The organism is Erythrobacter sp. NE805 (genome assembly GCF_046452355.1).
In the GTDB taxonomy this organism is placed as follows: domain Bacteria; phylum Pseudomonadota; class Alphaproteobacteria; order Sphingomonadales; family Sphingomonadaceae; genus Erythrobacter.
The window spans coordinates 1,622,021-1,636,296 of the sequence record NZ_JBKFDI010000001.1 but is presented as its reverse complement, the minus strand read 5'-3'; the positions used below and the strand labels follow the sequence as shown (position 1 = coordinate 1,636,296).

12 protein-coding genes are annotated in these 14,276 nt (G+C 69.4%); 4 read left to right on the top strand and 8 right to left on the bottom strand.

Annotated features, from left to right (window positions below; genetic code table 11):
* Positions 1-5: 5 nt before the first annotated feature.
* Complete coding sequence (locus ACLBKU_RS07815; protein WP_410178954.1) at positions 6-1,319, bottom strand: homoserine dehydrogenase; 1,314 nt, start codon at positions 1,317-1,319, stop codon at positions 6-8.
* Between the two features lie 73 nt (positions 1,320-1,392).
* On the bottom strand, positions 1,393-2,256 hold the full coding sequence (locus ACLBKU_RS07810) for a hypothetical protein (protein ID WP_410178953.1): 864 nt from the start codon (positions 2,254-2,256) through the stop codon (positions 1,393-1,395).
* A 446-nt stretch (positions 2,257-2,702) separates the two neighbouring features.
* Here ACLBKU_RS07810 and ACLBKU_RS07805 point away from each other — a divergent pair, with 446 nt between their 5' ends.
* From ACLBKU_RS07805 to ACLBKU_RS07790, 4 genes are all read left to right on the top strand, one after another.
* Positions 2,703-3,332 (top strand): energy transducer TonB, encoded by a 630-nt coding sequence (locus ACLBKU_RS07805; RefSeq protein ID WP_410178952.1) that lies wholly within the window; start codon positions 2,703-2,705, stop codon positions 3,330-3,332.
* 64 nt (positions 3,333-3,396) lie between these two features.
* Complete coding sequence (locus ACLBKU_RS07800; protein ID WP_410178951.1) at positions 3,397-4,164, top strand: MotA/TolQ/ExbB proton channel family protein; 768 nt, start codon at positions 3,397-3,399, stop codon at positions 4,162-4,164.
* A 126-nt stretch (positions 4,165-4,290) separates the two neighbouring features.
* A complete protein-coding gene (locus tag ACLBKU_RS07795; RefSeq protein ID WP_410178950.1) occupies positions 4,291-4,821 on the top strand; it encodes an ExbD/TolR family protein in 531 nt (176 codons plus the stop codon).
* Between the two features lie 29 nt (positions 4,822-4,850).
* Positions 4,851-5,279 (top strand): ExbD/TolR family protein, encoded by a 429-nt coding sequence (locus tag ACLBKU_RS07790; protein ID WP_410178949.1) that lies wholly within the window; start codon positions 4,851-4,853, stop codon positions 5,277-5,279.
* A gap of 232 nt (positions 5,280-5,511) precedes the next feature.
* Here the strand turns inward: ACLBKU_RS07790 and ACLBKU_RS07785 are convergent, their stop codons facing one another.
* From ACLBKU_RS07785 to ACLBKU_RS07760, 6 genes are all read right to left on the bottom strand, one after another.
* Positions 5,512-7,977, bottom strand: coding sequence for a ligase-associated DNA damage response DEXH box helicase (locus ACLBKU_RS07785; RefSeq protein WP_410178948.1), 2,466 nt, complete (start codon positions 7,975-7,977; stop codon positions 5,512-5,514).
* A gap of 53 nt (positions 7,978-8,030) precedes the next feature.
* Complete coding sequence (locus tag ACLBKU_RS07780; protein WP_410178947.1) at positions 8,031-9,662, bottom strand: hypothetical protein; 1,632 nt, start codon at positions 9,660-9,662, stop codon at positions 8,031-8,033.
* Positions 9,659-11,362 (bottom strand): Hsp70 family protein, encoded by a 1,704-nt coding sequence (locus tag ACLBKU_RS07775; RefSeq protein ID WP_410178946.1) that lies wholly within the window; start codon positions 11,360-11,362, stop codon positions 9,659-9,661. Before ACLBKU_RS07775 ends, ACLBKU_RS07780 begins: the two co-directional genes overlap by 4 nt.
* Before the next feature lie 60 nt (positions 11,363-11,422).
* Positions 11,423-12,838, bottom strand: coding sequence for a phosphoglucomutase/phosphomannomutase PgmG (gene pgmG / locus ACLBKU_RS07770; RefSeq protein ID WP_410178945.1), 1,416 nt, complete (start codon positions 12,836-12,838; stop codon positions 11,423-11,425).
* Positions 12,839-13,033: 195 nt separating this feature from the next.
* Positions 13,034-13,336 carry a J domain-containing protein gene (locus ACLBKU_RS07765; RefSeq protein ID WP_410178944.1) on the bottom strand — a complete coding sequence of 101 codons (303 nt, stop codon included), beginning with the start codon at positions 13,334-13,336 and terminating at the stop codon, positions 13,034-13,036.
* On the bottom strand, positions 13,336-14,178 hold the full coding sequence (locus tag ACLBKU_RS07760; protein WP_410178943.1) for a division plane positioning ATPase MipZ: 843 nt from the start codon (positions 14,176-14,178) through the stop codon (positions 13,336-13,338). The genes ACLBKU_RS07765 and ACLBKU_RS07760 overlap by 1 nt, the downstream gene beginning before the upstream one ends.
* Positions 14,179-14,276: the final 98 nt, after the last annotated feature.

Sequence of the window (14,276 nt, the reverse complement as noted above, 5' to 3'; positions counted from 1 at the left end):
TCGGGTCAGTTGGGAAGGATCGGCAGCACCAGCGGGGGCGCGGTGAGGCTGTCGGAGCCCTCGAGCTGGGCGAGCGCCTTCGCGACGCATTTCTCCGGCCCCTCGTGGGTGACCATCGCCACCATCACCTCGCCCCCGCTCTGCGACCGGCCCTGCTGGATGAGGCTCTCGATCGAGACGTCGCCGTCGCGCATCGCCGCGGTGATCTCGGCGAGCACGCCGGGGCGGTCCTTGACCATGAACCTGAGGTAGGTGCGCTCGGTGCGGTGGCCGGGCTCGGCCGCGGGGAGCGCGGCGAGGTGCGCGACGGGGATCGAGAAGGGCGCGCCCACCTCGTCGCGGGCGATGTCGATGAGGTCGGCGGCGACGGCGCTCGCGGTCGGACCGTCGCCCGCGCCCGCGCCCTGAAACAGCAGGCGACCGGAGAAATTGCCCTCGGCGACGACCGCGTTGGTCGGGCCGTCGACCGCGGAGAGCGGGTGGCCCTTGGCGACGAGGCAGGGGCGCACGCGCTGGAGCAGGCGCGGGCCCTCGGCGGTCTCCTCGACATCGGCCTCGCCGATCAGCCGGATCACGAAGCCGAGCGCGTCGGCCTGCGCGATGTCGCCCGCGCGGACGCGGGTGATCCCGGCGATGCGCACGCCCGCGAAGTCGATCCGCGTGCCGAAGCCGATCGCGGCGAGGATCGCGAGCTTCTGCCCGGCATCGACCCCTTCGATGTCGAAGGCGGGATCGGCCTCGGCGAAGCCCAGCCTTTGCGCCTCGGCGAGCACCGCGGCGAAATCGGCGCCGGTCGCCTCCATCTCGGAGAGGATGTAGTTGCAGGTGCCGTTGAGGATCCCGTAGACCTTGGTGAGCGCATTCGCCGAGGTGCCCTCGCGCAGGCCCTTGATGACCGGGATGCCGCCCGCCACCGCCGCCTCGAATTTGAGGGCCACGCCCGCGGCCTCGGCCATTTCGGCGAGCTCGAGCCCGTGGTGCGCGATCATCGCCTTGTTGGCGGTGACGAGGCCCTTGCCGCTCGAGAGCGCCGCGCGGGAGAGGGCGAGTGCGGGGCCGTCCGAGCCGCCGACCAGCTCGACCACCACGTCGACATCGTCGCGCCGGGCGAGCGCGCTCATGTCGTCTTCCCAGGCGAAGCGGGCGATGTCGACGCCGCGGTCCTTGCCGCGGTCGCGCGCCGAGACCGCCACCACCTCGATCGGCCGCCCGGCGCGCGCGGCGATCAGCCGGGCGTTGGTATCGAGCAGGCGGATGACGCCGGCGCCGACCGTGCCGAGGCCGGCGATCGCGATGCGCAGGGGTGTGGGGTCGGCCAAGCGGTCCTCCATGACTTGCGGACGACCGGCGCTTAACCGTGCTGCTCGCGCGGTCAAGCGCGGATGCGGCGGATCACTCCGCAGTGATCCGCCGATCGCACGGCCCGAGCGCCTCGCGCACGAAGGCATAGTCCCCCGCCGCGAGCCGCCGCTCGGCCGGATCGCGAGAGAGGTTGGCGCTGCTCGGCAGCTGCGCGGGGAGCGAGCAGGCGAGGCGATACCAGCGCAAGGTTTCGCGCGCCGGGGGCATCGCAGCCGAATCGATGATCTCGCCCCACGAGACGCCCCATTGCGGGCGCTGGCCCGGGCGGCGCAGAACCGTGATCGAGACCGGCGCGCGGTTGGCGGTTGCCAGGAAAATCTGGGTTTCCGATTCGCCCGTCAAGGTCCCCGGCACCGCGAGCGCCTCGGTGACGCCGGTGATCTTAGGCGGCACCTCGGCGGCGTAGAGGTCGGTGAGGATCGGGCGCAGCCGCGCCTCGAGCTCGGGGGTCCAGGCAAGCTGTCCGGCGCGCGCGACGAGCTGCACCTCGCCCGGGCGCCCCGCGACGGGCCGCGCGAACAGGATGAAGTCGCGCTTGGTGAGCTTGGGCACCTTGCCCTTCGCATCGAGCGGCACGTCGACCAGATAGGCGAAGCTTGCGGAAATGCTCGACTTTCCGGCGATCAGCGCGACCGTCTGCGCCTCCACGTAAAGCCGCGCGAATCCCGCTGAGAGGCCCGGCGCGCGCTCTGGCTTCAGGGCGGTCTGGCGGCGAATCTGTGCCCGGATCACGAGCGGCGCACTGTCCGAAAGATGGACGAGATCGCTGTATGTCGGATTATTGGCAAGGTTTGCAGCGACCGGCGCCGGGGCCTGCGCGGCGAGACCCGTCGGCACCGCCAACAGGCTGCCGAGCACCCCCGCGAAGGCCGCCAGTGTTTTGATATTCGCCATTAAATCCTCTTTAACCTGTGTTCTTGGCCGCGCCCTATGGGCAGCTACCTAGAAGCGGGCTGTAGCAGAGCCTGTTGCACATGACTCGCAGTGAATCCGCCCTGAACCGCAAAAGCGTTTGATCGGCTAGGGGATGCCCGTTAAAGCCCGCATGGCTGATTGCGCGGGACTGGGGACATTGCCGCGGGAACAGTTCAGGTTGCGTGCTGGATGCGAGCGTCCAGCACGTGCCAGCCGGATAACCTACGGGCCGTGCCGCCGCGCCGCGCCCGTTTGTTTGTTCCGGCGTGGGAGGACCGAAATGACCGGGATCCGCTCACCAGCCGCAGACACGGCTGGCGGGTGGGAAATGTGCCGATCCCTAGATCGGCGAGTAATTGGAGAGAAAGCGCTGGATGTCCTACGCTAGCCAACAACAAGGTTTGACCGGCCCGAAGCTAGTCGCAATGATTATCGCGCTCTCGATCGTCGGACTGGTCGGAGCGGGCATGGTCATTTACCTTGCCGTCGACGCCGTCAAAGAGGCGGTCGAGCGGGTCACCACCGTCGACGTGACGGAAGAGCCGCCCCCGCCGCCGGACGAGCCGCCGCCGCCCGAGGAGCAGCCGGAGACGACCTCGCCGCCGCCGCCGGTCGCGCCGCCGCCGCCGTTCAACATCGCACCCAACCCCCCGCAGGTTGAAACCGTGCAGACCCCGCCGCCGCCGGCGCCGACGTTCACCCGTCCGAGCACCGTGCCGACGGCGCCTCCGGGCCCGCCGACCCCGCCGCGGGTGTCCAAGGCGCGCGGCGTGCAGCCGAAGAACCAGCGCAGCTGGGCGGCCCGCATCCAGGAGAACTACCCGCGCCGTGCTGCGCAGGAAGAGATCGAGGGCACCGTGGGCGTGCGCGTCACCGTCACCGCCGACGGCCGTGCAACCGGGTGCTCGGTGACCTCCTCGAGCGGGTCGGGCATCCTCGATGACGCCGCGTGCAAGGACCTCGAGCGCTATGGCCGCTTCGATCCGGCGCTCGACGACGACGGCAACCCGATCAGCGCCAGCTGGTCCACCCGCATTACCTACAAGCTGAACTGATCGATCGGGCCGGCAGCCCGCCTGCCAATCCCGGAACCCAAATTCTTTCAAGAGGACTTTCGCAATGACCTTTACCCTTCTTGCCGCCGCCGCTGGCGAAGCACCGCAGAGCGAGTTCGGCTTCATCCAGGCCATGGAACAGGGCGGCCCGGTCGCCTGGTCGATCCTTGCCATCATGGTCATCATGTCGGTCGGCTCGTTCTACATCCTGTTCACCAAGGTCTTCGAACAGAACAAGGTGCTGAGGCAGTACAAGACCGTGCAGACCACCTTCTGGCGCGCCGCCAGCCTCAAGGAAGGCGCCGCCAAGCTCGACAAGGACAGCGCCTGGCGCCAGCTCGCCGACGATGCGGTGAAGGCCCAGGAAGACCACGGCAAGATGACCGACAGCCTCGAATCGCACGACTACATGCACGGCTCGCTCCAGCGTTCGGAAGATTCGATCAACGCCGTGCTCAACGGCGGCCTCGCGTTCCTCGCGACCGTCGGTGCGACCGCGCCGTTCGTCGGTCTGCTCGGCACCGTGATCGGGATCTACCGCGCGCTCATCAACATCGGCATCGCCGGCAACGCCTCGATCGACAAGGTCGCCGGCCCGGTCGGTGAAGCGCTGATCATGACCGCGATCGGTCTGCTCGTCGCGGTTCCGGCCGTGTTCGCGTTCAACTACCTGCAGGGCCGCAACCGCAAGATCGCGGCGATGCTGAGCACCTTCTCGACCGACCTGCTGGCCTACATGAACTCGAACGGCGCGGTGAAGCCGACGGTCGTGGCGGCCCCGGCTGCCAAGCCCGCCGCCAAGCCGGCGGCCGCTCCGGCCACCAAGGCCTGATCGCCATAGCCGCATGATCGGCGGGAGCGGCGCGTGCGCTCGCTCCCGCCGCTGCCCGGGCGGGCCCCTCGGGACGCGCTCGGGACGGCACAACAAGTCAATGTTTTGACAGGCTAGGAATTCACAATGGCGATTTCTACGGGAGGTGGGGGCGATACCCCGATGTCCGACATCAACACCACGCCGCTGGTGGACGTGATGCTGGTGCTCCTGATCATCTTCCTCATCGCGGTTCCGGTGGCGATCCAGACGATCGAGAAGCTCAAGATTCCGGTCTTCGAATCCGTCGAGGCGAAGACGAAGGCGGAAAACCTGCTGCTCACCGTAAGCACCACCGACGACGCCGGCCGCAGCGCCGGCGAGCCGGGCTTCGCGGGTGCCTCGCGCAACGGGGAATGCCGGGTCTACTTCAACAACATCACGCCCGTCTCCTCGGACGAGCTCGAGAAGATGGCCTTCGACCGCCTCGATGCGATCGTCCAGCGCGCCGGCGGCGCCGAGGCGCTGATGGCCGACCCCGAGAAGATCCCGCAGGTCCACATCCGCGGCGACGTCAACGCGCCGTGGCGCTGCGTGGCGGGCTCGATCTACCGCATCCAGCGCGCCGGCTATCCGATCGTCGGGTTCATCTCGAACCCGGTCGACCCGGACGCCTGAGCCTCAAGCGAACTTAAGGAGTAACTGACATGGGTATGGCTGGAGGCAAGCTCGACGGCGAGCCGATGATGGACATGAACATGACGCCGCTGATCGACGTGCTGCTCGTTCTGCTAATCATGTTCATCATCACCATCCCGGTCGCGGTCAACTCGGTCGACATCGACCTGCCGCAACCGACCAACGCGCCCCCGCCGGACGTGGAGCCGACCAAGAACAAGCTGGTGCTCACCCCGCAGGACCAGATCCTGTGGAACGGCACCCCGATCGACGAGGGTCAGCTGGTCCAGGCGTTGCAGACCTCGACCCAGATGACCCCCGAGCCCGAACTCCAGTTCGAGCCCGAGGCGCTCGCCAGCTACGAGCTCTCGGCCAAGGTGCTGCAGGTCATCAAGCAGTCGGGCGTGACCCGCTTCGGCTTCGTCGGCAACGATAAGTACCGCGACTTCGCCAAGTGATCCGCGGGGGGCTCCGGCCTCCCGATCACCCGCGAAACGGGCGCCGCGAGACGATCGCGGCGCCCTTTTTCGTGTGCGGCGCCAGAGGCGGCCGGATTCGCGCATGGCGGTAGCGGCGACCTTGCGGCGTCCAGGCCCGCTTTAGACCCCTCCAAGGCCCCTCCAGACCCGTATCAGACCCCTGCCAGCGGGGCATCGCGGCGATGTTTCCAGTGAAACATCGCGTGTCGGCTCAATCCCCCTCGAGCGGTTCGTCGGGTCGCATCGCGGCGGCGATCAACCCCTCGGCCTCGAGCAGCAATTCGTCGTCGAGAGCCCCTTGCGGCACTGCCTCGCGCCCGATCATGGTCATCACCGGCACCGCCAGCGGCGAGACCCGGTCGAGGGTGACGTGCACGAGGTCACGATCCGAGCGTTCCAGCAGCTCGGCGATCCGCCCGACATCGGTCATCCGCGAGCGCGCGTCAGCCCAGGCGGCCTCGATAAGCACATGATCGGGCTCGTATTTCCTGAGCACGTCGTAGATCAGGTCGGTCGAGAAGGTGACCTGCTTGCCGGTCTTCCTCTGCCCCGGATGCTGCCGCTCGACGAGGCCGGAGATCACCGCCACCTCGCGGAAGGCGCGGCGGAGCAGGTGGCTCTCGGTCACCCACTCGACGAACTCGCCGGTCAGAATATCGGGCGATAACAGCGGTCTGGGATCGGTGACCGGCTTCAGCCCCCAGACCGCGAGGGTGTAGTCGTTGGCGACGAAGCCGCCGGGGAGCAGCCCCCGGTCCTCCATCCGCCGGGTGATGAGCATCCCCAGCGACTGGTTCGCGTTCCACCCCTCGAAGGTGTAGAAGGCGGTGTAGTGCTTGCCGCCGTGGGGGAAGCTCTCGACGAGCAGCTCGCCCGGTGAAGGAAGCCGCGAGCGGTGATCCTGCATTTCGAGCCATTCGCGCACGTCGTCGGGGAAGCGGCCCCACCCCGCCCGATCGGCGAGCATCTCCTGCACCCGGGTGGCGAGGTGCGTCGTCAGCGGCAGGCGGAGGCCGCCGTAGGAGGGGATGGTAGCGCTCCTCTTGGCGGCGCGCACCACCACCTCCATGTCCTTCATCCCCTCGACCTCGAGGCTCGTGCCGGCGAAGAAGAAGGTGTCGCCGGGGGAAAGCGCGGCGGCGAAACGCTCCTCGACCTTGCCGAGGCTGCGGCCGTTCCTGAACCGGACGGTGAGCATCTCGCTGTCGACGATGATCCCGGCATTCATCCGGTGCCGCTGCGCCTGGTTGGGATGGGCGAGGCGCCAAACCCCTGTTTTGTCGCGGACAATCCGCTTGAAGCGGTCATAAGCCTTGAGCGCATACCCCCCGTCGGCGACGAAGTTCAGCACGCGCTGGAAGGTGGTCTCGTCGACCCAACTATAGGCGAGCGCGCCGCGTACCTCGGCGAGCAGGTCGGCCTCGTGGAACGGCCCGGCGCAGGCACAGGCCATCACGTGCTGGGCGAGGACGTCGAGGCTCCCCGGGCGGAACGGCTCGCCGTCGCGCTGCCCCTCGTCGACCGCGTCCTTGGCCGCCATCGCCTCGAGGAACTCGAAACGGTTGCCCGGCACCAGCAGCGCGCGGCTCGGCACATCGAGGCGGTGCCCTGCGCGCCCGATCCGTTGGAGCAGGCGCGAGGAGCCCTTGGGCGCGCCCATCTGCACCACGAGGTCGATATCCCCCCAGTCGATCCCGAGATCGAGGCTCGCGGTGCACACCAGCGCGCGCAGCTCGCCGCGCGCCATCGCCTCCTCGACCTTGCGGCGGGCTTCGGTGGAGAGGCTGCCGTGGTGGATCCCGATGGGAAGGTGATCCTCGTTCACGTCCCACAGGCACTGGAAGATGAACTCGGCGAGGAAGCGGGTGTTGGTGAAGAGCAGCGTGGTGCGGTTGGCCTTGATCGCCGCGTAGAGCTGCGGGATCGCCCAGCGCCCCGCGTGCCCGCCCCAGGGGATGCGCTCCTCGAGCGGGAGCAGGATCTCGACCTCGGGCTCGGCGCCGACCTCGCCGAGTACGAGGTGGGCGGCGGCGATTTCGCCCTCCTCGCCCGTCTGCGGCGCGAGCCACTCCTGGAAGTCGCGCGGGTTGGCGAGCGTGGCCGAGAGCGCGACCCGCTGCGCCTGCGGCGCGATCGTGTGGAGCCGCGCCAGCGACAGCGCGAGAAGGTCGCCGCGCTTGTCGGTGGCGAAGGCGTGGACCTCGTCGATGACGATGCGCCTGAGGCCCGCGAACAGGTCGAGGCTCTCGGGGTAGGAGAGCAGCAGCGAAAGGCTCTCGGGCGTGGTCAGCAGGATATGCGGCGGCCGTTCCCGCTGGCGCTTCTTGCGGTCCGACGGCGTGTCGCCGCTGCGGGTCTCGACCCGGATCGCAAGGCCCATCTCCGCGATGGGGGTTAGGAGGTTGCGCTTCACGTCCTGTGCCAACGCCTTGAGAGGCGAGACATAAAGCGTGTGGAGCCCCTCCCCCGGAGGCGCCTTGCCCGCGAAGTCGCACAGGGTCGGCAGGAAGCCCGCGAGGGTCTTTCCCGCCCCCGTGTCGGCGACGAGCAGCGCGTGGCTCCCGGCGCGGGCCTTGGCGAGCATCTCCCACTGGTGCCGCCGCACCCGCCAGCCGCGGCCCTCGAACCACGCGGCGATGGCGGGCGGAAGATCAGGGGCGGGGTCGGGCGCGCTCACCCCTCCCATGTGGCGGCTGCCCCGCGCGTGCGCAAGCACAGCGGGGCGAAGCGTCAGAGCCCCTTGAGCACCTCGTCCGGAACCTTCGCCAGCGCCGCCGTCGCGGCCTGCGCGAGCGCGGTCTCGGCGGCGCAGCGGTCGGCGGCGGCCGGGTCCCCGAAGGCGGCGACGAGCCGCTTCTCGGGAAGGCCGCTGCGCTTCAGCGTGTCCGCCACCAGCCACCCGGGAATCGCGTAGCGCACCTCGCCGCCCTTCGGGATGTGCCCGAGCACCTTCGCCGCGAGCAGTTCGTGCAGCAGCACCTGCTCGCGCGCGCGGTCCTTCTCCGAAAGGTCGAGCGCCAGCCCCTCGAGGTTGCCATCCATCAGCCTGCGGCAGGTGTCGTCCTTCCGCGCACGGGCCGCCGTCAGCCACATCGCCTTGAGCTCGGCGCGCGCCTCGAGCTCCGGGCGCTTCGCGATCTCCGCCGAGGCGAGCGCCTTCATCCGCACGAGGTCGAGCGGGAGCGCGATCTCGGGCCTGTTCACCGCCGCGCGCAGCTGGTCGGCGAGCACCGGATCGGCCGCGCGCACCGCCTTCATGTCGGTGCCCGCACCGAAAATCTCGGCAAGCTTCGCGTCGACTTCGGCGTCGCTCGCCGCGACGACCAGCGGGGGGCTGCCGCTGCCGGAGGAGTCTCCGCTCGCCGCGCCGAACAGCGCCAGCACGCGCACCGCCGCGAAGATCAGGACCACCGTCAGCACCCAGCCGCGAAAGCCGCGACTGGCCCCTGCGAAGGTGCCCGCCTCGCCGCTCCCGCCCGCGTCCCACGAGGCGACGCGCTGCGGATCGAGGTGGCTCTCGAGCTCAGGGAAGTTCCTGCGGATGCCGTCGATCAGCTTGTGCACGTCGGTGCGTTTGACCCTCAGCCGGTCGAGCACCCCCGCCGTGCCCGGCTTCGAAAGCTCGGCCCAGGCGCGATGCAGCGGGTGGTCGGCTTGCTGCACCTTCTCGTGAAAGCGCATCCCCTTGAGCCGCTGGTTGAGGAAGCGCAGCGCGGGACGCTCCTCGAGCGCGCCGGCCTCGTCGAGCCAGTGGAAGGCCTCGGCGGCAGGCTCGACGAAGGGGGCGGAGCGCGGCCAGGTGCGCGCGAAGAGCTCGGCGAGCGCCCCGTCGAGGGCGTCGTGCTCGGCAAGGTCGGCGGCCTCGGCCCGGGCAGTGAGCATCGCCAGCGCGGCGAGGCCTTCGTCCATCTCGGCGAGGCTCATCGCCTCCTCGCTGGGCTCGCCCTCGGGGTAGAGGATCGCGAGCAGGCGGTTCCAGGCGGCCTGCGCCTCGACCTGCGCGGCGGTCAGCTCCGGGTCGGGCGCGGGTGCGAGCGGGCCGGGGCGATAGGGGCGGGGGCTGTCGTCGAAGGGATCACCGTCCCACAGCCCGTCGTCGTCGAACCAGTCGTCATCGGTGTACGCTTCCGGCGCGTCGTCGAGACTGCCGAGGCCGAGGTTGTCCTCCTCCTCCTCGGCGCGCGCGGCGTTCGCGGCGAGCCACAGGGCGTGGTCCCGCGCGCGGCGCAGTTCGGCATAGCCGGCGATGTCCTCGTCGACATTCGTCGCGCGCAGGGCATCGGCATAGGCCTTGCGGATCGCCGCGCTGTCGGTCGTCTCGTCGATCCCCAGCCGGTCCCAGGGGAAGCGACGGCGGCTCATAGCGGAGAATGCGCGTCGATCTCGTCGAGCAGCCGGGTGAGCCCCTCGCGCGCGGCGGCGATGATCCGCGGATCCTGCTTCTCGAGAGCGCCGGTGAAGTCGGTGAGCGCCTGGCCGATGACCTCGCGCGCGGCGCCGGTGAAGCCCTCGTAGGCGCGCTCGGCCCGCGCGATGAGGGCGACGTTCTCGGCCTCGTCGCGCGGGTGGACCTTGAGCTTTTCCAACCGCTTGCGGCTCTCGGCGATGTCCTTCTGGGTGCGCCGGTCGTCCTCGTCGACGATCGCGAGGTTGCGGGTCGTGCCCGTCGCGGGGACGGTGACGTCGATGTCGAGCAGGCCCGAGGTGTCGTAGGTGAAGCGCACGTCGATCGCCACCTCGCCTGCCGGCTTCGGCGGTACGGGAACGGTGAGCTCGCCGAGCTTGACGTTCTTCTTCACCTCGCGCGCCTCGCCCTGGTAGATCGCGAAAGTCACCTGCCGCTGGTTGTCGGCGAGGGTCGAGAAACGCTCCATGCGGCTGATCGGCACCGGGCTGTTGCGCTCGATGATCGGCGCGAAGATGCCCTCGTGGAATCGCCCGTGCACGTCACGGGTGGCGGTGTCGACGCCGAGCGTGAAAGGCGCGACGTCGGTGATGCGGATCTCCTCGAGCCCCTCTCCCCCCGAGAGCAGCCCGGCCTGGATCGCCGCGCCGAGCGCGACGGCGTGGTCAGGGTGGACGGTCGCATTGGGGAAGCGCCCGAACATACGGGTGAGCGCCTTCCTCACCACCGGCATGCGCGTCGCGCCGCCGACCAGCACGATGTCCGACAGGCTCTTCACGTCGATATGGCAGTCACGGAGCGCGCGGATCACCGGATCGCGCAGGCGCTTCACCAGCCCCGCGGCGGCTTCCTCGAAGCCTTCCGTGGTGACGCGCGCGGTGAGCGGCTCGCCTGCGACGACGACGCTGAACTCGGCCTCCTCGGCGGTGCTGAGCGCGCGGCGGGTGCGCTCTGCGGCGAGGGTCAGGAGCGCGCGGCGGCGGTCCGCGGGGAGCCTGTCGAGCGCTTCGGCCGGGAGCATCGGCTCGACCAGCTTCACCAGCGCCGCGTCGAAATCGTCGCCCCCCAGCCGGTTGTCTCCCGCCGAGGCGCGCACCTCGACGATGCCTTCGAACATCTCGACGATCGAGACGTCAAAGGTCCCGCCGCCGAGGTCGAAGACGAGGAAAGGCTCGCGGTCGCCCTTGTCGGCAAGGCCGAAGGCGAGCGCCGCGGCGGTGGGCTCGTTGATGAGGCGCCTGACCTCGAGCCCGGCGATCTCGCCCGCGCGGCGGGTGGCGCGGCGCTGGCGCTCGTTGAAATAGGCGGGAACGGTGATGACTGCCTCGGTGGGGCGCTCGCCGGTCGCCGCCTCGACATCGTCGGCAAGGCTGCGCAGCACCATCGCCGAGAGGTCCTCCGGGGTGAGCGTGGTGCCCGCGAGGGTGACGGTCGAGGCCGTGCCGATCATCCGCTTGAAGCTGGTGACCGTGTCCGCCGGGTGGGTCGCCATGCGGTCGAGCGCAGCCTCGCCCACCCAGGTCTGCCCGCCCTTCGCGAGGCTGACGGCGGAGGGCGTCAGCATCTTGCCGAGCGCATTGGGCACCAGTTGCGGCGCACCGTCCTGCCACAGCGCGACCGCGCTGTTGGTGGTGCCAAGATCGATCCCGACGAGCATGGCGCTGTCATAGCGCCGCGCAGCGTGCAGGCAATTGGAATTGCGGGCGTTCGGCCGTGCCTAGTGCGCGACGGACTCCCCGCGCTCGAGCCCCGAGGCGGCGAGCTGTGCGTCGATCTGGGCGAGCAGGCGCTCGAGCCCCGCCTCGCTGTCGCTCTCGGCGCGCGCGACCAGCACGTCCTGGGTGTTCGAGGCGCGCAGCAGCCACCACCCGTCGGCGGTGTTCACGCGCACCCCGTCGGTTGTGTTGACGCTCTCGACCTCGGGGCCGGGGTTGGTGGAGAGCCGCCCGGCGATCTCCTCCATCGCCGCGAACTTGCGGGTCTCGTCGACCTGAAAGCGCATCTCGGGGGTGTTGAGCATCGCCGGCATGGCGCTGCGCAGCTCGGTCACCGACTTGCCCAGCCGCGCGGTCGCGGCGAGGAGGCGAATCCCGGCGTAGAGCGCGTCGTCGAACCCGTAGTAATCGTAGGCGAAGAAGACGTGGCCGCTCATCTCGCCGGCGAGGGGGGCGGCAGTCTCCTTCATTTTGGACTTGATCAGCGAGTGGCCGGTCTTCCACATCAGCGGTTCGCCGCCGAGCTCGGACACCCGGTCGAACAGCGCGCGGCTCGCCTTCACGTCGGCGATCACCGTCGCGCCGGGGCGGTTCTTCAGCGCATCCTCCGCGTAGATCATCAGCAGCTGGTCGCCCCAGATCACCCGCCCCTCGCCGTCGATCGCGCCAATGCGGTCGCCGTCGCCGTCGAAAGCCACTCCGAAATCGAGGTTCTTTGCCGCGACGAGCACGCGAAGATCGGTCAGGTTCGCCTCGACAGTCGGATCAGGATGGTGGTTGGGAAAATGTCCGTCAACTTCGGTAAAGAGCAGATGGTGTTCCCCGGGCAGCTTCGCGGCGAGGGCCTCGAGCGCCGGACCGGCGGCGCCGTTGCCCGCGTCCCAGCCGACGCGCAGACCTTCGAGCTGACCGGGCTCGATACCGGCGAGACCCTGGAGCAGGCGCTCGACATACTCGCCAAGGATGTCGCGCGAGGTCACCTCTCCGGTGCCGCTGGCGAACGCGCCGTCTGCTGCCAGTTTCCCGAGCTTCTGGATATCGGCGCCGAAGAACGGCCGCCCCAGAAATACCATCTTGAAGCCATTGTAATTGGGGGGATTGTGGCTGCCAGTTATCTGAATGCCGCCATCCACCTGTTCATCTGAGGCTTCGGCATAGTAGAGCATCGGCGTCGGACCGAGGCCGATCCGCACCACGTCGCATCCGCTGGTGGTGAGCCCCTCGACCAGCGCATGCTCGAGCATCGGCGAGCTGACGCGGCCGTCGTACCCCACCGCCACGCGCTTGCCCCCGGCCTCCTGCAACAGGGTCCCGAAGGCCCGGCCAATCGCCCGCGCATCTTCGGCGCCGAGCGTCTCGCCGATGACCCCGCGGATGTCGTACTCGCGCAGCACGGTCGGGTGGAACTGGTGTTGCATGACGTCTGGTTCTCCTTGCCGCGAGAGGCCGCGGGTGCACAGGTGGCGGGGTGGGTGCGGGCGCACGACCGATGAAGATCGGACGCGATGCCCGCGCGCGGCGGCACATCGTGCATTCCCCCCAACGCCATGCTTCCTGCCTGAGAAACCCGTGACGCAGGTTTGTGTCAATCCCGCGATGTTGGCACGCGGGCGCTAGTCCCCGTTCTGGTCGCGCCCGAGGGGCAGCTCGTCGAGCAGCAGGTCGCGCGCGGCATTCGCCTCCTGCATCGCCGCGGTCGAGCCCCCGCGGTCGGGGTGGACCAGCGCGGTCAGCCGGCGGTGCGCGGCGATGATCTCCTCGCGCCCCGCCCCCGCTTCGACCCCGAGCAGTTTGCGTGCCCGGAACACCGCCTGCGAGCGCGTCGGTGCAGGGCGCAGGTAGTCCCACGGCCACTTGCCGAGCGCCCAGCGGCAGAACACGCTGAGCAGCGCGAGGATGACGACCAGCTTGAGCATCAGGCCAGCTCCAGCTCGCCCTCGCGGCTGAACTCGGGCAGCGCGAGGGCCTTGATCAGCGCGCGCAGCTCCTGCCGGGCGACGAGATGGCTGGTGCCGAGCTCGCCGAGGTGCCCCTTGTCGAGCAGCGTGAGGCCCGAGGGGAACAGCTCACGGTAGATGACCCGCTCCGAGAGGCCCTGCGTCACCCGGAAGCCGACCCGCTTGGCCATCTCGCCCAGCGCCTTGTGCAGGCGCGCCTGGTTCTTCGCCTCGACATGGCCGGTGCGGTTCCGGACCACGATCCAGTCCATCTCGGGGCGCTGCTGCTCGATGGTCATGCGGCTGCGCTTGAGGCGCGCCTCCCAGATCAGCTCGGCGAAGAAGGAGAGCTTCCTCACCTTGAAGGTCTCGGCATCGACCTGGCCGATCAGGTCGAAGTCGACGAAGCTGTCGTTCATCGGGGTGACGAGCGTGTCGGCGTGCTCGACCGCGATCCGCGCGAAGGGGTCGTCGCGGCCCGGGTTGTCGATGATGAGGAAGTCGCAATGCGCCTCGAGCCGGCGGATCATCGCGATGAGATCACCGGTGGTCTCGCCGCGGAACACCTCGCAGTCGGGGGTCGGCAAGGTGAGGCCGCGCTTCTCGAGCGTCGCCAGCCGGTTCTCGATGTAGCGGTGCATCGTGCGCTGGCGCGGATCGAGGTCGATCGAGGCGATGCGCGCGCCGAGGTAGGCGAGCGCCACCGCGACGTGGACGGCGGTGGTCGACTTGCCGGTGCCGCCCTTCTCGTTGGCGAAGACGATCCGGTGCGCGTGCCCCTTTCGCAAGGCTCGGGATGCGGGAGGCGCGGCGGGCGACATGGCGGGTCTCTCGATGGGGCACAGACACCGGCCTGCACCCGGGCAGCTTGAAACTTTGCGGCAAGCGCCGCTAGGGCGTTAACTCGCATTTATCCTTG